Origin of the sequence: Vibrio sp. 1CM2L, from assembly GCF_023161695.1 — a bacterium.
Classification (GTDB): domain Bacteria; phylum Pseudomonadota; class Gammaproteobacteria; order Enterobacterales; family Vibrionaceae; genus Vibrio; species Vibrio coralliirubri.
Window position 1 is genome coordinate 1,138,226 of sequence record NZ_JALNTT010000001.1, and the last position, 19,629, is coordinate 1,157,854.

The window sequence follows — 19,629 nt, forward strand, 5'->3', positions numbered from 1 at the left end:
CGGAAATGAAATTAAAAACTCTCGCACTAGTGTGTGCTGGCGCAGCAAGCGCGTCTATGTTCTCTAGCAGTGTTCTTGCCGCAACCGAAGTTAACTTCTGGTATTCCGGTGGTACTAAGCCACAGCAAATGATGACTAAGCTCATCGAAGAGTTCAACGCGAGCCAAGATGAGTATGTGGTGAAGCCAGCATTGCAAGGCAACTACACGGAAACCTACCAGAAGCTGCAAGCAGGTCTAGCGTCTAGAACTGCGCCTGAACTAGTGCTGCTAGATTCAGGTCGTGCGGAAGCGATGCACGGACGTGGTTTGAGCCGTGACCTAACGCCGTTCATGGATGAAGAGTTTAACTTCTCTGATTTCATTGGCGCGTTTAAAGACCAAGTGACAGCAGACGATGGCACCATCATTGGCTTGCCTGCTTACGGTACGACTCAAGTGTTTTACTACAACAAGCAGGTATTGGCAGATAACGGCTTTACCGAGCAAGACCTAAACACATGGCAAGGCGTGGCTAAGGTCGCGGAGAAAGTTACTCAACGTGATGACAAAGGCAACGTGACCTTTTACGGCTGGGAGCCGATGTGGGGCCAAGACAACATGATTGACGCTGCTTTCTCTAACGGCGCGAAGATCATCAGTGATGATGGCAAAACAGTGTTAATCGATTCGGCTGAATGGGTTGAAGTGTGGGACAGTTTCCGTAAGTGGATCCACGACGATCAAATCATGCGTATTCACTACGGCGGTCAAGGTTGGGAATACTGGTACAAAACCATCGATGACGTAATGAAAGACAACGCGTTGGGTTACACAGGTTCATCGGGTGACCAAGGTGATTTGGACTTCACTAAGCTTTCAGCAACCACACAGCCAGGTTGGGGTTCAAACCCTTCTGCGCCACAAGCGGGTGCGCTGGTTTACGTGATGCCAAAAGGCACAGACGAAGCAGCAGCAAAAGGTGCGTTCGAATTCGTTGAGTTCTACACCAATGCGAAGAACACGGCGGCATGGTCAATGTTCACGGGTTACATCCCAGTGCGTAACAGCGTTTCTGAAGTACCAGAATACCAAGCGTTCACTAAAGATAACCCGCAAGCTCTGATTCCTTTGAAGCAAGCGGACACGGCGACCAAAGACTTCCTAGACCCTACTAACGGTAAGATCATGGACGCTCTGAAAGTGGCAGCGGATCAGATTCAAATCCAAAACGTGCCTGCTGACCAAGCGCTAAAACAAGCAGCTAAGAAAGCACAACGCGCACTAGACCGAGCGAATCGTTCTTAATCTGTAAAGTGGTTAACACTATCTTTGCATGCACAAAGGCCCACCTATTCGGGTGGGCCTCTTTTGACCCAGTCCTTCAATTAGGACGAACTTGGTGAAGACAATGACCCAATTTCAAGGTGAGCTGCCGTTTGGCAGAGTACGTATCCCCTTTGATGTGCCAGCAGGTTGTCACTGCGTAACCATTACTGGTACGACGGTGAAAAAAGGATTTTTGTACGCAGCGGCCTACGATGCCAACCAAGGATTTCGTGGCAAGGTGTTGTTTGAAAAAGCGCACAAGTCACTCACTATTCAACCGCAAAACTCTGGTCTAGGCGCGATTGACGGCGCGATTCCATCGGGCGAATGGTTCTTGGAGCTTTACAATCTCGAAGGTGAGTTTCGAACTGAACGTGCGATGCAGTATCAAGTCGATGTGCTTTGCTCTGAAGAGTTAGTTAATAGCGATGCCGAGTTAGAACTGAACCCAACGGTGACACGTGAGCACGATATCGAGTTTGATTACAGCCACATGTTGAGCTCTGATTCTCGCTGGTATCGTGGTGATTTACACGCCCACACTCAGCTTTCTGATGGTCACAATACCTTAGCTGCAGCGAAAGATATTGTGGAATCACAAGGGCTCGATTTCTTCTTCTTCACTGAGCACAACATCTGCCAGCCGAAGCTACCTATTTCCAAACAGTGCTTGTTCTTACCGGCGTTAGAAGTCACAACCGATCTCGGGCACTTCAATGTGCATGGCCCAGTTAAGTCTTTAGACCTTAGAGACATTGAACACAGCAGCCAAGCGACCATGGAAGCGGGATTGAGTTTAGCGAAAAGTGGACACAGTTCCCTTGGCATTAATCACCCGATGATGAAGCCGTGGCACTGGCATTACGATCAAGTGGATCTCAGCCAAGTGTCTACGTTTGAAGTGTGTTGTGACCCTACTTGGTCAACCTCGCCAAAAGCGACCGAAGAGGCGTTATTAGTTCTCAATGAAATGTGGAATTGTGGCCAGCGCATTACCGCGATTGGCGGCAGTGATTCACACCTTGAGCCACATGAACGTAATCCTAAAGCGGATGAGCCCTCTATCTATGGTGACCCATCCACATTCGTTTACAGCCATGGTTTGAGTGGCGAAGGCATCTTGTCTGGTCTGCGTAATGGACAAGTTTACCTAGAGCGTCGTTGCGGCTTGAAGTTTGATATCAACTTAAGTGATTTACTGCCGGGTAACGACTCCCAAGGCCAACCACTAACATACCGAATTGCGGTATCTGATTCAGAAAACCCTTACTACGCTGAGTGCGTGGTGGATGGTGGGATTGTCGACCGAGTGGCTTTGAGTGATGAGCTGCAAAGTATCCATATTGATGAGGGCTACCGTTGGTGCCGAGTGGATATTCGTCGCGGAGAGCTTTCTTCAGCGTTAATCAACAGCCCTCAATCCTTATCTGAGGAACGTGAGTTTGAAGGCTGCATCAACGCCGTATTCGACGGCAAACAACCAGAATTTAACCAACCCCTAGTGCGTACTTGGGGAGAACTAATGGAGCGAATGAGCCGTGATGAAGTTTAAGGCGATGTTATTTGATAAAGACGGCACATTGTTAGAGTTCCACAAGATGTGGCTTAACGTTTCTCGTGGTGCCTGTGAGCGAGTGAAATCTTACAGTGACCAACATCAGGGTAATCAAACTGTCACACCTGTTGAGTTACTCTTGGCCATCGGCGTGGAAGGTGATGTGGTTGATAACTATGGATTATTAGCCTCAAACCCAGTGGAAGACACCGCAACAGCGTGGTTCAACATGCTGCAACCGAATGTCTCGCTCACTGAATTCACTAAGGTGACCAAAGCCGCTTTCAATGATGAAGTGGAAGAAAACCCAAGCTGGATTGAAGCCCTACCGGGTGTGACTGAAAAGCTCGGTCTGTTCAAGCAGCAAGGCATGATTTTAGGCATCGCGACCGCAGATACCAAAGACTCAACGATTTATACGTTAGAGCAATCAGGTTTGAGCGAGATGTTCGATTATATCGGATATTCCGATGGCGATATCGAACCTAAGCCAGCGCCCGCATTACTTAACGCATTCTGTGAAAAGTGCGGCATTGAGCCACACGAAGTGATCATGTTTGGTGACACGGTTTCAGATATGGAATTTGGCCGTAACGCAGGCGCCAGCAATGTTGGCGTGCTGACAGGTACTGCTCAACACAGCGAGTTAGAGCCAGTAGCGGATCTGGTCATCGCATCGGTAGCCCATTTTGAGCTCAATCAACTGCAAGAACGTGGCTAAAACGTTTAACGACAGATTCCAAAGATAGTATTTAACGAATTGATTTAAGGACAGGTTATGGCTGAAGTCACACTGAGAGGGGTAGAGAAAACCTACCCAAATGGTTTTAAGGCCGTGCATGGTGTCGATCTTAATATTCGCGAAGGCGAGTTTATGGTGTTTGTTGGGCCGTCTGGCTGCGCAAAATCCACGACACTTCGTATGATTGCGGGTCTTGAAGATATCTCAGAAGGCGATGTCTACATTGGCGATAAACGTGTAAATGAGCTGCCACCCAAAGATCGCGGCATCTCAATGGTGTTTCAGAACTACGCACTTTATCCGCACATGTCGGTGTACGACAACATGGCTTTTGGCCTTAAACAACAGAAGCTGCCAAAGCATGAAATCAATGAACGTATTGAAGATGCTGCCAAGACTTTAGATATCGAACATCTGCTGAACAACAAGCCGGGTGAAATGTCTGGCGGTCAAAGGCAGCGTGTGGCTTTAGGTCGTGCGATGGTGCGAAAACCAGATGTATTCTTGTTTGATGAGCCGCTGTCTAACTTAGATGCAAAGCTGCGTGTTTCAACACGAGTCAGCATTGCGCAGCTGCACACTAATCTGAAACAAGAAGGGCAGAATGCCACCATGATCTACGTGACACACGATCAGGTGGAAGCCATGACCCTTGGCGACCGCATCTGCGTGTTGAATCAAGGTGAGATCATGCAAGTCGATACGCCGATGAATCTTTATCAGTACCCAGCAAACAAGTTTGTCGCGGGTTTTATTGGCTCGCCAGCGATGAACCTTATCAAGGTGAGAGTCGACGAGATTGACGGCGTGATGAACGTGGTATCGGAAAGTGGTGCACGTTGGACGCTACCACAAGATAAGCAAGCTATCGCTCGAGAGAAACTCGGTGAGTGGTTGTGGTTTGGCGTTCGTCCTGAGCACATTCAACTGGCTAATCACGATGCGCCGTTGTCAGAGGTGAATACTCAAACGCACAAGCTTGATGTGGTCGAGTCTATGGGCAATGAGTTGTATCTCTACTTCAAATTGGGTGCTGACAAGCTGGTGGCGCGAGTGCCTTTCGATGCAGATCGCACAGCAAACAGTGGTGAAGAAACGGGGCTGCATTTCAACACCAGCCAATGTCACTTATTCGATTTAGAAACCGAAGAGACGCTCGATCCTAAGAGCTGATTCTATTGCTCCTACGAGTTATTTTGTAAAAAGAAATCCCCATTCGTTGACTAGACGAATGGGGATTTTAGTTACTAGGGGGTAGTTACTTTATCAATAGTGATTACTCACATGAAATTCCGTTAAGAAACGCATAAGAATGCTGCGCCTTTGACTCCACTATCGTCACCTAGTTGAGCTTTTAATATTGGAGTCGAACAGTTGCCGCCAAATACATATTTTGACAATGCCTGAGGAAGATCGTCATAAATACCAGTCTCGTTCGACATACCACCACCGAGCACAATAGCGTATGGGTCAAAAACATTAATCACTTGAGAAAGTGCCCTTGCTAGCTGATCGATATAGTTGTGATAGTGAGTTTTTGCTGACTCAGACTCGTTACGCGCAGCCATGATTTGTTGACTTGTAAGCTCTGTTCTATATTGCGCGTTATATCGAGCCGCAAAGCCAGTGCCGGATAGAAATAACTCATTGCAAGCTGGGCTTTTGCAATAACATGGCTCTGGGGTGTAATCTGTTTCAGTGTTTAGGTAAGCCAGTTGATTATGTCCCCACTCTCCTGCAATGTTGTTCGGTCCTTTGACTAACTGTTTGTTATAGACAACACCACCTCCGCATCCTGTGCCAATAATGACACCGAAGGCTGATGTGTAACCTTTTGCTGCGCCGAATAGAGCTTCACTGAGTGCGAAACAATCTGCATCGTTGGCTAAGAAAACGTTCTTCCCTAAGCGTTGCTCTAGATCTTCCTTTAGCGACTGTCCGTTGATTATAAGAATGTTTGAATTCTTGATCTTGTTGGTCTTAGGGCAAATTGCTCCCGGTAGACCTATACCAATATTGATGTCTTCGGCGAATTGATTGTTCGCGGTTTCAATGATTTTGACGACATGACTTAGGAAAGCTGCATAATCATCCTTGATAGTTTCAAAACGCTGGTAATAAAGCTGTTCCCCATCGTCTTGAAAAATGGCGGCGGCAATTTTGGTTCCGCCAATATCTAAGCCTAAGTAATGCATAATACTGCTCTTGTTCATTAGTCATACGTTAAAGGTAAGGGTTGTGATGTTTTCTATTCAGTTGTAGCTGTCCCCAACCCATTGGCTCTCATTATAATGGTAATCCTATAGAACTTTGCCTATTAGACCTTTAATCGTGACTCCATTCTCAGAGATTTGACTTGCTTCAATTCAATTCTCGAAACTATGAACAAAGAAATCCCCATTCGTTGACTAGACGAATGGGGATTTTAGTTACTAGGGGGGAGTTACTTTATCAATAGTGAGCATTCACTAATTTATTGATTCTATTAGATAGCCTTTGGTTTTAAATAACCTTAGGTTTTAGATAGCCACCATAGTCGCGGCTTTCTTCATTGCTTCCTTGGTTGAACACTCAATCACGTTCGCGTTAGCAAAGCGGTGAGCGTCTTTCACTTGAATATCGTGAGCCAAGATAACCAGTCTTGCATTCGCTACATCTAGGTCGGTGATGCGGTTCTGAATACCGTTTTGACCTTGAGTTTCTACTTTAATCTTAAGGCCTGCGGCTAAGCCTGCTTTCTCTAGTGCTTTCGCTGCCATGAAGGTGTGTGCAACACCAGAAGGGCAACATGTTACTGCTACGATGTCGTACTCGCCTTCGCCTGCTACAGGAGCCGCTTGAGCTTGTACTGGTGCTTCAATCATATCTTCTTCTGTTTCTACCGCTACAGGTTTCCAGAAGCCTACGATAACGGCTGTGGTTAGCGAGCCAAGCGCAATACCGACGACGTACATTGGAATGTTGCTTGATACTGGCGCAGTGATTAGGCCGCCCCACGGTGCGTGCAGTAGAACGTCCGTCATGAAGCCAAACACACAACCAACGATACCACCGGCAACGATTGAAGGAAGTACGCGCATTGGGTCATTCGCTGCGAATGGGATAGCACCTTCAGAGATACCGATAGAACCCATGATTGCTGCCGCTTTACCTGCTTCTTGCTCTTGTTTAGAGAACTTGTTTTTGAATAGGAAAGTCGCCAGAGCCATGCCTAGAGGTGGAGTACAAATCGCGATGCCAACGCCGCCCATTAGCCAAGGTTGGGTGTCTACTTGAGTTTGAGCAAATAGGGTCGCTACTTTGTTGATAGGGCCGCCCATATCAAACGCCGTCATACCACCAAGGATTGTGCCCAGAACCATCTTAGATGCGCCAGCCATTGAAGCTAGGAACTCGTTCATTGAAGACATAAACAGTTTGATTGGCTCGCCGATGCCCCACAGTACGATACCTGCAGAGATTAACGTACCTAGAAGCGGGTAAATAAAGTACGCACCTAGCGCGGTCATGTTTGCAGAAAGAGGGATCTTCTTAAGTTGGAACACCACGCCACCGGCGATAAAGCCTGCCACGATACAGCCAAGGAAACCGCCGCCCATGTCAGCCATGATGCCAGAAGAGATCATCGCTGGCGCTAGTGCTGGTTTATCTGCAATGGAGTAACCAATAAAGCCGCCAAGAATGATTGGGAAAAGAACAAGGCCTTTGATACCGATATTAGAGATGTCTGCCAGCAAGCCGTCTGCTGGAACCGCACCTTTGCCTGATGCCATGACCGCTAACGCCAACAGAACACCACCGGCTACGATGAAAGGTAGCATGTGTGAGGTTCCGAAAAGCAGGTGGCCTTTCATGGTACTAAGGATTTTTTTAAAGTCGCTACTACTATTTTTATTATTGGTATTCGTAGCTTGAGTTGTTAGGGTGCTCATAATTTTCTACGCCTTATGAATTAACTAAAATATTAAGGATTTGTTGTTCGTCTTTTGCGTTATGGATATCTTGAATAAATTCATCGCTGAATTTTCCAAATAGTTCTTGTAGTACATAAATATGATGGTCAGCACCGTTATCGGGTGAGGCAATCATAAAAAACACGGTTGGATTGATGCCGTCTTCATCTCCATACTCAATACCTTGACGCTTAACACCGACAGCGATTGCTGGCTCAGTTACCGCCTTGCTTTTTGAATGTGGGTAAGCGATGCCGTCCATTGAGGTAATGCTTTGAGATTCACGAATTTCGATGTCTGCCAAGAAGGCTTCTTTATTACTGATTCGGTTGTTCTCAAATAACATTCCTGCCAATTCTTCAAACAGTTCTTTTTTATTATTCGCTTGAAGATTGTTATTAATTAAGTTGACGTTAGTTAGCTGTGTGATCATTTATTAACTCATTCACGATTGAAGTTCTTGAATTAAAATTAATGGATTAACCCGATTCGCGAAATAGCAAATAAAAGCCCTTCACTGTACATTTGTATCCAGCAAAATTAAGTGTGATTTGCATCATTCATCCAGTGTGAGATGGGTCATATTTGATGGTGTACTTCGGTGTTGAAATAACTTTCTGTAGGAAGAAAAAAGCTGTAGGAACAAAAATGCCCCGCAAAGCAGGGCATGATCAGTGTTTGTATCTACTCGATAGAACTAGCTGTAAGCTCGCGCCACGCGTCCAACGCAATCCAGTTTGTAACTCTCAGCGTAAGCGGGAATGAATACCGATTGGCCTTTCTCTATTACGCAGGTTTCACCACATTGATGAGTGAGCACCATGGACTCGTCGAGTGGTAGTAAGATCTCGGCGCCTTCGGTAGTGATCTGTCGTTGATGTGAGTTTTGCACGATAGAGAACTTAAAATCTTCGACTGGAATTTGGTATTCCATCACATCACCTTGCTCAATAGGGCTGAGCAGTAGCCTATCCGCAGGCTTTTCATTGAATTGAGTACAAGAGACTAATTCATTGATATCCATGTACTTAGGCGTCAACCCTGCGCGGAGTACATTGTCTGAATTCGCCATCACTTCTAAGCCCGTGCCTTTGATGTAAGCGTGGGGTGTCTCGGCATCTAGATACATGGCTTGCCCAGGCTTTAAGGTGATCACGTTCAATAGCAGCGGAGCAAACAAGCCTACATCCCCCGGATATTGCTGTTCCAACTCTGAAATCAACTGGAACACGGGTGCATCAGAAAGCTTGGCCTTCATCAGCAACATGGTCAGCGCCATGCCTTTTTGTTCACCTTGCAAAGACAATAAGCTCGCGAAGAAGCTGGCTAATCCATTGGGCGTTTGGTCGCCCGCGAGATCGTTAACCATCGAATGAAGCTCTGGAATGTCGAGATAATGGAAGTGCTCAAGGATCTCGTTGATCGACCTAAAGCCATTCATCGCGGTGTAGTCGGTTAATGCATACACCAGTTCTGGCTTGTGATTGGGATCCTTGTAGTTGCGGTTTCCAGCTGTCATCGGAATGCCTTGCTGCTCTTCAAGAGCATATCCAGATTCGGCTTGCTGCTTGTTAGGGTGAACTTGAACCGAGAGCGCTTTCTCAGCAGCTAACACCTTAAACAGATACGGAAGTTCACCAAAACGGCTCGCGACTTTCTCACTTAGAAACAGGTTTAGGTTCTTGGAAATAAGGTTCGACAATGTGGTTTGCTGACCATTGTCAGTGACTATCGAACAACCATTAGGGTGAGCACCCATCCAGATCTCCGCTTGCGGCTCACCAGACTGGTTATCAATACCAAACAGTTGGCTGAACGAAGAAGGGCTACCCCATGCGTAGTTTTGAATTACGTTGGTCATAGGGTAGAAAAAGCGTTGTACGAACGAGTCGTTCGCTAAAGAAAAATCAGACATCGAAATCACCATGAAGGGAAATATGGCTTGAGCTCTATTCGTTCCTAAAAACTATTAGTTACTAAAAACAGTAGGGTAGAGGGGCTCAAGCCATTGGAGTTGAAATGGCTTAAGCCGCTGCTGTCGTTAGCTTGGCTTTGCGTAGATTTTTAAGCGCGATACAAGTAACCGCAGTCACGCCCGCACCAGATGCCATGCACAGCAGTGCCAGCATTGGGTAATTCATTGCGCCTAGTAGAGCCACAACTGGGCCACCATGGGCAACGCTGTTGGTGATACCAAATGAGAACGCCATAACCGCTGCAGTCATTGAACCCAGTACGTTGGCAGGGATAACCGACATCGGATCTTGAGCTGCGAAAGGAATCGCGCCCTCAGATATACCCACTAAGCCCATTGCGCCCGCTGCTTTACCCGCTTCGATTTCAGATGATTCGAACAGGTCGAACTTACGGCCAAGTCTGGTTGCGATAGCCATGCCTAGTGGAGCCACAGGAATTGCACACGCCATCGCACCCATGAATTGAGTTTGACCGCTGGCGATCATGCCGACTGAGAATAGGAACGCCACCTTGTTGAAAGGGCCGCCCATATCGAAACCAGCCATGCCACCCAATACGATGCCAAGCAGAACCACGTTGCCTGTGCTCATGCTAGTAAGTAGGGCTGTAAGAGCATCCATCAGCCCTGCGATAGGTGCGCCGATAACAAAAATGAACAGGCCTGCGATGAATAGAGAACCAGTGATCGGAGCGATCATGATAGGCACAAGCGGTTGAACGAATTTGTGGTAGTTAAACGAAGTAATCCATTTAACGAAGTAACCCACCAATAGACCTGCGATGATTGCGCCAATGAAGCCTGTGCCTGCGTCAGCGCCATAGAAAGAGCCGTTGTTGGCAATCCAACCGCCAATTAAGCCTGGGGTTAGGGCTGGGCGGTCAGCAATCGCGTAAGCAATGTAGCCAGCCAAGATTGGGATCATCAGAGTGAAGGCAACTACACCCACTTCTAGGATTTGGTTCCACATGCTGCCAGCAGGAATCGCCATGCCAGATTCACTCGGCTCACCACCAATCGCTAGTGCGAGTGCTATCAAAAGACCGCCTGTCACCACGAATGGGATCATGTGAGATACGCCATTCATTAAGTAACGGTAAAGGTCTGAACGTGCTTGCGAGGCTTTCTCTGCAACAGATTGGTTGGTCGGTGCTTGTTCAGCTTGGTAGCTCGGTGCATTGAGCGCTTGCTGAATCAAGCCTTGAGCGTCTTTGATTGGCGCTTTTACGTTGGTGCTGATAACGCGTTTTCCTGCAAAACGAGCCATGTCGACCTGTTTGTCACAAGCCACCACAATCGCATCTGCACGTTCGATCTCTTCTTGAGTCGGGCTGTTTTTAACGCCAATAGAACCGTTGGTTTCGACCTTGATATCGTAGCCAAGAGCCACCGCGCCTTTTTCTAGTGCTTCGGCTGCTAAATACGTGTGTGCAACGCCAGCTGGACAGCCTGTCACACCAATGATGAAGCCTTGTTTCTCAACGTTGGTTACCGTTTCTGACGGCTCAGGTTTGGTAAGCAGTAGTTCTAATGCTTCTTGTTCAGATTGAGCATTCATGAAGCTTTCGATAAAGCCTTCTTCAATCAGTTTTGAAGAAAGTTCTGCCAGTACTTCGATGTGGTGATTATCGCCGCCATCAGGAGAGGCAATCATGAAGAACAGTTTTGATGGCTGGCCGTCATCGGCGCCGTACTCGATACCCTGTTGATGGACACCGATAACAACCGCGGGTTTGATCACCGCAGCGCTTTTCGCGTGTGGCAGAGCAATACCTTCTTCAAATCCGGTATTACCTTGTTCTTCACGAGCCTTAATGTCGGCAAGAAACTGTGCTTTGTCTGAGATTCTGCCTTGTGCGTAAAGCACGTCTATCAGCTCTTTAAATACGTCTTCTTTTGAATTAGCGCTAAGCGAAAGCTTAATCAAATCTTGATTGATCAATGTCGTGATCATAATGAACCCCTACTCTGTTTTTATTTTGTTAGGGGTATTCTGGAATCTACGACTTACCTTCTGTAGTGAAGAAAAAATGCATTTACTGGATGATTGTTGCGTTATAAGTGGAGTGTGATTTTGATCGGTCGAACGGGCGTTTTTAGGTCTGTGTTGACAAGGTTTGTCGTGCTTTGAAGCTTTTATTTATAAGGGTTACAGCGTGTTTTGTTATCTGGTAAATTACGTGCCTTATCGGTTTCGTCACTGGAGATTTATTTCCACGACTGGATTTTTGTAACCTAGATCTCAAATTGTGATTTTGCTCAATAGCGCTATGTTTCAGTTACAGGTATATCTATTTCCGTAGCCTTATTGCTGCCCATAAGAGTTCGAATAATGATATTTCATGACTTAATCTCGTCGGTGTTAAATGAGCGAGAACCGTTTCATAACATCTGGTTTGCTGGAGATTTCCACACACCTTCCGCTTGTAGCTATCAGGTGAACTTTCCACGTTTAGAGCTGGTGTTAGACGGAGAGTATGTCAATGAAATGGAGAGTCATGATCGCAAGATCACCAACGTTATTGCCAAAGCCGGAGACGCGATTTTCATCCCACCCAACTGCTGGAATAAACCTAACTGGGATACCGACTGCTCAGTGTTAAGTATGTTGTTTGGGCGTCGTCAGCTTGGCTTGAGTTTGGTGAGTAAGCGCAAAGGGGAAGAGAGCTTTTACGATATCCAAAAGCACAGTATTCAGACTCGATCAGGGTTTGCGATTGATAACATTTTGGAGGCGCTTAGCTCGTTAGCGAGAGAGAGTAACAAGCAGCCGATGGACGAGTTATTGCTGCAAGCTCTGCTTCAATACAGTAAGACGATGTTAAATGCGCCTGTCGAGAAATCTCACAGCCGAGTGCAGGATGTGTATCAAGGGATCTGTATCTACATTCAAGAGAATTTCCACCGTCAAATCACCCGAGACAGCATTGCCTCGCGCTTTAGCATTTCATCCAATCACTTGTCGCGAATGTTCCGTCAGCAAGGCCACATGACTCTGGCAGAATACATCACCCGTGTTCGAGTCGACCGCGCTAAGTTCATGCTAAAAAAGTACAACTTCAAGCTCAATGAAGTGGCACTACGTTGTGGCTTTAAGGATGTGAACTACTTTTGTCGAGTGTTTAAGAATCGCACAGGAAGAACGCCGACTGAATATCGTGGGTCAATCTAATATCCCTTCAAATTGCCATTTTTGACCAGAGCTATATGACCGAAATTTGTATGACTAGATCACCACGGTGAACCCTGTGTTGTGGTGATCAATTTGCTTTGTGTTTTCTTCTGCTGTTTATTTCTAAACCCTATTTCGAAACCTATCTTTAGGCAGGTTCTCTATTTATCCCGTTTCACTAAATAAACCCGATTAATAACATTAAGGGTTCGCTTTGCGTGTTACTTATTATTTTTCGCTACCTATTTATTGAATTAAACCTGTCAAAGTTGATGTATTAACGCGATGCATTTAATGAACGCTAAGTAAATTAAAAACCACTTATCGAGACGACAAAATCTTGTTGTTGTTGTCCGGTTTACTGATCTAAATGTTTTTAAGTTATTGATTTTAAATGCTTACTTCGTGTCGGGTTATTCTTTGTTTACTAAGTTGTAATTCATGCATCGAAATCAAATATTCAGGTTTATACGCCCCATCACAACCTTGACTTATAATACTACAAATTAAAAATTCTATAGATAATATGCTCTTCAGATATTCATCATAAAGAAGACTTATACATGGAACTCAATACTCTGATCGTAGGAATTTATTTCCTTTTCCTTATCGCAATAGGTTGGATGTTTAGAACGTTCACCAGTACAACCAGTGACTATTTCCGCGGGGGCGGTAACATGCTTTGGTGGATGGTTGGCGCGACTGCGTTTATGACTCAGTTTAGTGCTTGGACCTTCACTGGCGCAGCGGGTAAAGCGTATGCCGATGGTATGGCTGTCGCGGTTATCTTCTTAGCGAACGCATTTGGTTACCTGATGAACTACCTGTACTTCGCTCCGAAATTCCGTCAACTGCGTGTGGTAACGCCAATTGACGCGATTCGTATGCGTTTTGGTAGCTTCAACGAACAAGTATTTACTTGGTCTGGCATGCCGAACAGTATTGTTTCTGCAGGTATCTGGCTGAACGGTTTGGCGATCATCGCATCGGGCATCTTTGGCTTCGATATGACAACCACCATCATCCTGACGGGTCTAGTTGTACTGGTGATGTCGGTAACGGGCGGCTCTTGGGCGGTTATCGCGTCTGACTTCATGCAGATGGTTATCATCATGGCGGTAACCGTAACGTGTGCTGCTGTGGCTATCGTGCAAGGTGGCGGCGTTACTGAAATCATCAACGATTTCCCTGTAGCAGAAGGCGCGTCTTTCGTTTCTGGTAACAATCTAAACTACGTAAGCATCTTCGGAATCTGGGCATTCTTCATCTTCTTCAAGCAGTTCAGTATCACCAACAACATGTTGAACTCTTACCGTTACCTAGCGGCAAAAGATTCTAAGAACGCGAAAAAAGCGGCACTGTTGGCGTGTATTCTGATGACCATCGGTCCAATCATTTGGTTCATGCCACCTTGGTTTGTAGCAGGACAAGGGGTTGACCTGGCAGCACACTATCCAGATGCAGGTTCTAAAGCAGGCGACTTCGCTTACCTTTACTTCGTAGAGCAATACATGCCAGCAGGTATGGTAGGCCTTCTAATCGCAGCGATGTTTGCGGCAACTATGTCTTCTATGGACTCAGGCTTAAACCGTAACTCAGGTATCTTTGTAATCAACTTCTACCAACCGATTCTTCGTCCAAACGCGACAGAGAAAGAGCTGATGATTGTGTCTAAGTTGATGTCTACCTTCTTTGGTCTTGCCATTATCCTTATCGCGCTGTTCATCAACTCGCTTAAAGGCTTGAGCCTGTTCGACACCATGATGTACGTGGGCGCACTCATCGGCTTCCCAATGACCATTCCAGCATTCTGTGGTTTCTTCCTTAAGAAGACTCCGGACTGGGCAGGTTGGGGTACGCTAGTGGTTGGTGCGATTGTTTCTTACATCGTAGGCTTCGTGATTACGGCTGAAATGCTGCAGAACTTGTTCAACCTAGAGCCGTTAACGAGCCGTGAATGGTCTGACTTGAAAGTGGCAGTAGGTCTGATTGCGCACTTAGTATTTACTGCTGGCTTCTTCATTCTTTCGACTCTGTTCTACAAACCACTGGAAGCGTCTCGTCAGAAAGATGTTGATACTTTCTTCAACAACCTAGCGACGCCATTGGTTTCTGAATCAACAGCACAGAAGAAACTGGATAACAAACAACGTCACATGCTGGGCTCACTGATCGCAGTGTCTGGTGTGGCAGTGATGGCGATGTTTGCTCTACCGAACCCATTCTGGGGAAGAATGATGTTCGTACTGTGTGGTGGTATCGTGTTCATCGTTGGTCTGCTGCTGGTGAAAGCTGTAGACGACTCGGTTGAGGATGCGAAACAAGCGAAAAAAACAGCTTAAGTTAGCTAACCAGTTAAACAAGTAATTAAACATAAAACGGCTGAGCTCTCATGCTCAGCCGTTTTTTATTGTATGAGAAAACGAGCTTAAAGAGTTGGTTAGACAGTCTGTTTGAGCTAGAGGAATTTAGATAAGACGAGATGAGATATACATTAATAGAGCCTGAAGGTCGACACTGCTTCGGGTCTTTTGCAGACGCTCATTGACCTGATCGTGAAGCAGGTTTCGAGTTAGGTTGGTCGCCGCCACAATGTGCTCACGCTGTGGCTTGGTTGGCAGAACAAGAGCAATGGCTACATGCACTTCGCCGATACGTGATGCCCAGTCAATCGGGTCGTCACTGACGATAACCGCAATCGAGAGATCTTGAGTCGATTCAAACATCACATGCGGCAAGGCGATACCCGGTGACACGCAGGTTGAAGAGCGTTCCTCTCGCTTAATAAATGCCAGAATCAGTTCATCTGGGTCTTCTGGATAAACAAGGTGAGCGAGCCCTTTTAAGCACTCAAATTTGGTCAGTTGGGTTTGCGCCTTAGCGTGGTGCCATTTGATGTCACAAGGCGGGCATATCTGTGGCATTCGCTGGATTAAATCGCTAGAGAATTCATGGTTCACTTGCGAACCAACCATGTCGTAATGCTCTGCAATGACGTCTTTGAGAACGAAGCAGGCAAGCTCCGCATCAATACCAACCGCGGTTATCTGACACAAATCACCACGAAGTAAACCTACTTGCAGCATCGCGACGGATTTGGAGAGATCAGCGGTTCGATTTTGAGTGATGTTGATAATGCGGATGTTGCTTTTGAACTTCTTCGCTAAGCGAGTCAGCGGCTGCGCGACATGTGAGTTCGCGGCAGGATCGTTAACGAAGAAGGTGATCTGGTATTCGTTCATCAAAAGTTTAAGTTCGACAATGCTTAATAAAGACTTTATCGACACTCAACAACACCTCTTCCATTGCAACAAATACGGTTTTAGCTGGGTCAAATCGGCTTGGTTGTTCGATGTCGATATCAGAGACGATCAACACTTTGTCTGCGAGGGTAATATCTTGGGCGGTCAGTAAGTTTTCAATACCCATAGCGCCTTGCGTCTCAACCTTGATTGAAACGTTGAACTTAGGGGCTGTTTTATTTAGAGCATCAGCTGCCATATAAGTATGCGCAATGCCTGTAGGGCACGCAGTTACCGCTACAATTCTCATTATTATTCTCGGCTTAATCTCGTCCCTGTTACGTTACATAAGCTACCTTTCAGAAGCTACTTTGCAAAAGCTATCTTGCATGGGAACTCCAGTATGGAAAGCTCGCATGGGAGAGGGACGATATTGTTATGGGTTCTGTGGATTTTATGGATTGGCGTTTTTTATTCCAAGGTGAAAGTCACACTCTGAGTTCTTGGTTACAATAATCCAGTTAATGCACCTTTCGTCCTATATATTGAGTGCCTTCACACCGTTAATCTTTTCATCTTATTAACCTTATCACTTACGTAATTACTTCAGTCTGAAATCAGGCGAGGCAGAGCTGCATATGGATATCACCAACATTATCGAGCCCGAGATCATCTGCTTAGATTTACAAGCAGACTCAAAACAGGCGGTATTTGAAGAGCTTGTTGAACTGCTTGACCGCGCCGGTAAGCTCTCCAATAAACGTGAATTCCTTGATGACATCTGGAAGCGTGAAGCTATCGGTAATACTGGCTTTGACGATGGTATAGCCATTCCACACGCGAAAAGTACTGCCGTAGCTAAACCTGCTGTGGCGGTAGGTATCAGTCGCTCTGGCATCGATTATGGCGCAGACGGCGGCGAGCTGTCGGATGTGTTCTTTATGCTCGCTTCACCAGACAACCACGACGACCACCATATTGAGGTACTAGCTCAGATTTCGACCAGACTTATCGAAGATGGCTTTGTTACAAAATTAAAGGCGGTGGAGTCTGTCGAGAAAGCTCAAGAGCTGTTTCTTGAAGCCAATTCAGAATCGTTCGATAGCTACGCCTCTAGCCATCATGAAGTGTATGTCGAACCACTAAGCCCTTGGGCACAATCTCTTAATCGCCTCAAAGAACACTTATTATACGGCACCTCACACATGATTCCTTTCGTGGTTGCAGGTGGTGTGCTTTTGTCTTTGTCGGTGATGATGTCTGGTCATGGCGCAGTACCTGAAAGCGGTGTTTTGGCTGACATCGCGCAGATGGGCATTGCGGGGTTAACCCTGTTTACTGCGGTACTCGGTGGTTACATCGCCTACTCAATGGCTGACAAACCGGGTTTAGCGCCCGGCATGATTGGTTCTTGGGTCGCGGTCAATCAATACAACACCGGTTTCCTCGGCGCGATCGTGGTCGGCTTCTTCGCGGGCTTTGTGGTTAATCTACTCAAGAAGATCAAACTGCCAGACAGCATGATCTCGCTGAGCTCGATCTTCATCTATCCACTAGTCGGCACCTTTGTCACTTGTGGTGCGGTGATGTGGGTGATTGGCTCACCGATAGCTCAAGTGATGCTAGAGATGAACCAAATGCTGACTGGCATGGCAGGCTCAGGAAAAGTGGTATTGGGCAGTATTTTAGGCGCAATGACGGCCTTTGATATGGGTGGCCCGATCAATAAAGTAGCAACGCTGTTTGCCCAAACTCAGGTGAATACTCAACCATGGTTGATGGGCGGTGTTGGTATTGCGATTTGTACACCACCACTAGGCATGGCACTAGCGACTTTCTTATCGCCAAAGAAATTCAAAAGAGACGAACGTGAAGCAGGTAAAGCGGCGGGCATCATGGGCATGATTGGCATCAGTGAAGGCGCGATTCCTTTTGCTGCCGCCGATCCTGCTCGCGTTCTGCCTGCGGTTGTTGCTGGTGGCATTGTCGGTAACGTGGTTGGCTTTATGTTCCATGTAGTGAACCATGCACCATGGGGCGGATGGATCGTGTTGCCAGTGGTTGATGGCAAGATTGGCTATATCGTTGGCACACTAGCTGGGGCTCTAACAACAGCTCTTATCGTGATTCTTCTGAAGAAGAACGTGGTCGAAGGCGAAGCGAATTCTAATCAGTTCACGGGTTGCTCGGTAACGGAAGAAGGGCAAGCGGATGTATTGGCGATCACTTCTTGTCCATCTGGTGTTGCCCACACTTTCTTAGCGGCGAAGTCTTTAGAAAAGGCGGCGCATCATCTTGGGGTTCGGATTAAAGTCGAAACACAAGGTGCCAACGGGATAGGTAATCGCATCACACAAAAAGACATTGAAAGGGCGAGGTTGGTGATCTTTGCTCACGATGTGGCGATTAAAGAGGTTGAACGCTTTGCGAACGTGAAAACGTTAGATGTCAGTACCAAAGAGGCGATGCTTAATGCGCAGGCGTTGATCATGCGAAAGGTGTAACTCTTTAAACCGCAAAGTTTATCATCTATACAGTTAACTAGATCAAAACTAAAAAGACTCCGCTCAGACCGGTTAAGGTGAAAGCGGAGTCTTTTTGTATCGCTTTCTAATGTACTAGTTCAGCCCTCAAAAAGGGTGGTACTTAAATACGTCTTCAACCATTGAGTTGAGCAAATCGATATCGTCACAGGTTTTCGCGTAGGTACGCAGGCCTGCGATTTGAACCTGAACATGACGAGCAAGTTGAGTCGGTTCGCGCTCTTTGCTTATCTCACCCAATTCTTGTGATTCTGCAATCAGCTTGGCGAACTCACCTTCCATTATCTTGAGTGACTTCTTCGCTTCTGCTAACAATTCTGCGTGTTCATCAGTTAGCTCTGCGACCGTTTTAGCCAACATACACATGCCGTTTGGTGCGCTCTGTTTCGATTCGACCACGGCGCGTTTTACGAAGTTTTCCAGCGCTTTGATAGGCGATTCGGTTTCACTGCGGAAGCGGTTCAGGTTGAGGATGCCAAGTTCGGTATAGCGAGCAAGCGTCTCTTTAAACAAACCTTCTTTGCTGCCGAACGTCGCGTAGATGCTGCCCGGACGCATATCAATCACGTCTTGCAGGTTGCGCATAGAAGTCGCGTGAAAGCCCTTTTCCCAATACAGGTTCGTTGCTTTATCTACTACGTCTTGTCTATCGAACTTAGCGGTCTTAGCCATAACATCTACTTTATTAATCTGAACATATGTTCAATATTTTATGCTGAACGCCCGTTCTAGTAAAGGTGTGTTTGGCTGCTTTGCACAGGCTTAGAACATCAAAGAGTTAATAAAACATCCCGATCATCAGGAAATCATCTTAATCATCAATCACTTCTACGGTCTTGTGCTGAGCGCCGTAGTAGGTGCCTTCATCGATGGTGTACATCAATGTTGCGTCGCACTCTGGACAATCGAATTCCTCATTGGGTTCAATGGCCGCTTCTTCTACCCATTCCCAACCGATATGTTCTTCGCAAGCGGGACAATCCATACAATATCTCTCAGTTGTTGTCGCATATTTATTGCGAATCTCTACTTTAATAATTCGGCATTATACATATTTAGTTAACGAGGAATAGACAGTTAATCAGCGCAGAATAAGGACTTGGTTAGTTGTGAATCAATCGCTGGTGAGCGTTGAATCTA

General features: G+C 46.4%; 16 protein-coding genes. 7 read left to right on the forward strand and 9 right to left on the reverse strand.

What is annotated here, in order from left to right:
• The first annotated feature begins 5 nt into the window (after positions 1-5).
• The 4 genes from MSG34_RS04910 to ugpC all read left to right on the forward strand — a co-directional run bounded on the left by MSG34_RS04910 (position 6) and on the right by ugpC (position 4,777).
• Positions 6-1,286 carry an extracellular solute-binding protein gene (locus MSG34_RS04910; RefSeq protein ID WP_248336445.1) on the forward strand — a complete coding sequence of 427 codons (1,281 nt, stop codon included), beginning with the start codon at positions 6-8 and terminating at the stop codon, positions 1,284-1,286.
• Positions 1,287-1,389: 103 nt separating this feature from the next.
• Positions 1,390-2,859 (forward strand): CehA/McbA family metallohydrolase, encoded by a 1,470-nt coding sequence (locus MSG34_RS04915; protein ID WP_248336446.1) that lies wholly within the window; start codon positions 1,390-1,392, stop codon positions 2,857-2,859.
• Positions 2,849-3,583 carry an HAD family hydrolase gene (locus tag MSG34_RS04920; protein WP_248336513.1) on the forward strand — a complete coding sequence of 245 codons (735 nt, stop codon included), beginning with the start codon at positions 2,849-2,851 and terminating at the stop codon, positions 3,581-3,583. Before MSG34_RS04915 ends, MSG34_RS04920 begins: the two co-directional genes overlap by 11 nt.
• 57 nt (positions 3,584-3,640) lie before the next feature.
• The gene (gene ugpC, locus MSG34_RS04925; protein WP_248336447.1) at positions 3,641-4,777 is read left to right on the forward strand and encodes a sn-glycerol-3-phosphate ABC transporter ATP-binding protein UgpC; all 1,137 of its coding nucleotides are present in this window, start codon (positions 3,641-3,643) and stop codon (positions 4,775-4,777) included.
• 122 nt (positions 4,778-4,899) lie between these two features.
• Here ugpC and MSG34_RS04930 read toward each other — a convergent pair whose 3' ends face one another.
• The 5 genes from MSG34_RS04930 to MSG34_RS04950 form a co-directional block, all read right to left on the reverse strand.
• The gene (locus MSG34_RS04930) at positions 4,900-5,817 is read right to left on the reverse strand and encodes an ROK family protein (RefSeq protein WP_248336448.1); all 918 of its coding nucleotides are present in this window, start codon (positions 5,815-5,817) and stop codon (positions 4,900-4,902) included.
• A gap of 306 nt (positions 5,818-6,123) precedes the next feature.
• Entirely contained in the window at positions 6,124-7,536 is a 1,413-nt protein-coding gene (locus tag MSG34_RS04935; RefSeq protein ID WP_248336449.1) for a fructose-specific PTS transporter subunit EIIC, read from the reverse strand.
• A 13-nt stretch (positions 7,537-7,549) separates the two neighbouring features.
• Positions 7,550-7,990, reverse strand: coding sequence for a PTS sugar transporter subunit IIA (locus tag MSG34_RS04940; RefSeq protein ID WP_248336450.1), 441 nt, complete (start codon positions 7,988-7,990; stop codon positions 7,550-7,552).
• A gap of 264 nt (positions 7,991-8,254) precedes the next feature.
• Positions 8,255-9,472, reverse strand: coding sequence for a mannose-6-phosphate isomerase, class I (gene manA, locus MSG34_RS04945; protein WP_248336451.1), 1,218 nt, complete (start codon positions 9,470-9,472; stop codon positions 8,255-8,257).
• A 109-nt stretch (positions 9,473-9,581) separates the two neighbouring features.
• Positions 9,582-11,486, reverse strand: a complete 1,905-nt coding sequence (locus MSG34_RS04950) for a fructose-specific PTS transporter subunit EIIC (protein WP_248336452.1) — start codon at positions 11,484-11,486, stop codon at positions 9,582-9,584.
• A 378-nt stretch (positions 11,487-11,864) separates the two neighbouring features.
• Between MSG34_RS04950 and MSG34_RS04955 the strand changes: the two genes are divergently transcribed.
• Complete coding sequence (locus tag MSG34_RS04955) at positions 11,865-12,704, forward strand: AraC family transcriptional regulator (protein ID WP_248336453.1); 840 nt, start codon at positions 11,865-11,867, stop codon at positions 12,702-12,704.
• A gap of 563 nt (positions 12,705-13,267) precedes the next feature.
• Positions 13,268-15,046 (forward strand): transporter, encoded by a 1,779-nt coding sequence (locus MSG34_RS04960; RefSeq protein ID WP_248336454.1) that lies wholly within the window; start codon positions 13,268-13,270, stop codon positions 15,044-15,046.
• 126 nt (positions 15,047-15,172) lie between these two features.
• On the opposite strand, the gene MSG34_RS04965 is transcribed toward MSG34_RS04960, so the two are convergent.
• On the reverse strand, positions 15,173-15,946 hold the full coding sequence (locus MSG34_RS04965; RefSeq protein ID WP_017061657.1) for a PTS sugar transporter subunit IIA: 774 nt from the start codon (positions 15,944-15,946) through the stop codon (positions 15,173-15,175).
• A 7-nt stretch (positions 15,947-15,953) separates the two neighbouring features.
• On the reverse strand, positions 15,954-16,256 hold the full coding sequence (locus MSG34_RS04970; protein ID WP_248336455.1) for a fructose PTS transporter subunit IIB: 303 nt from the start codon (positions 16,254-16,256) through the stop codon (positions 15,954-15,956).
• Positions 16,257-16,584: 328 nt separating this feature from the next.
• Here MSG34_RS04970 and MSG34_RS04975 point away from each other — a divergent pair, with 328 nt between their 5' ends.
• Positions 16,585-18,450 (forward strand): fructose-specific PTS transporter subunit EIIC, encoded by a 1,866-nt coding sequence (locus tag MSG34_RS04975; protein ID WP_248336456.1) that lies wholly within the window; start codon positions 16,585-16,587, stop codon positions 18,448-18,450.
• 126 nt (positions 18,451-18,576) lie between these two features.
• Here MSG34_RS04975 and MSG34_RS04980 read toward each other — a convergent pair whose 3' ends face one another.
• Both MSG34_RS04980 and MSG34_RS04985 read right to left on the reverse strand, forming a co-directional pair.
• Positions 18,577-19,161 (reverse strand): TetR/AcrR family transcriptional regulator, encoded by a 585-nt coding sequence (locus MSG34_RS04980; RefSeq protein WP_017087226.1) that lies wholly within the window; start codon positions 19,159-19,161, stop codon positions 18,577-18,579.
• A 139-nt stretch (positions 19,162-19,300) separates the two neighbouring features.
• Positions 19,301-19,474, reverse strand: coding sequence for a hypothetical protein (locus tag MSG34_RS04985; protein WP_017054859.1), 174 nt, complete (start codon positions 19,472-19,474; stop codon positions 19,301-19,303).
• Positions 19,475-19,629 lie beyond the last annotated feature (155 nt).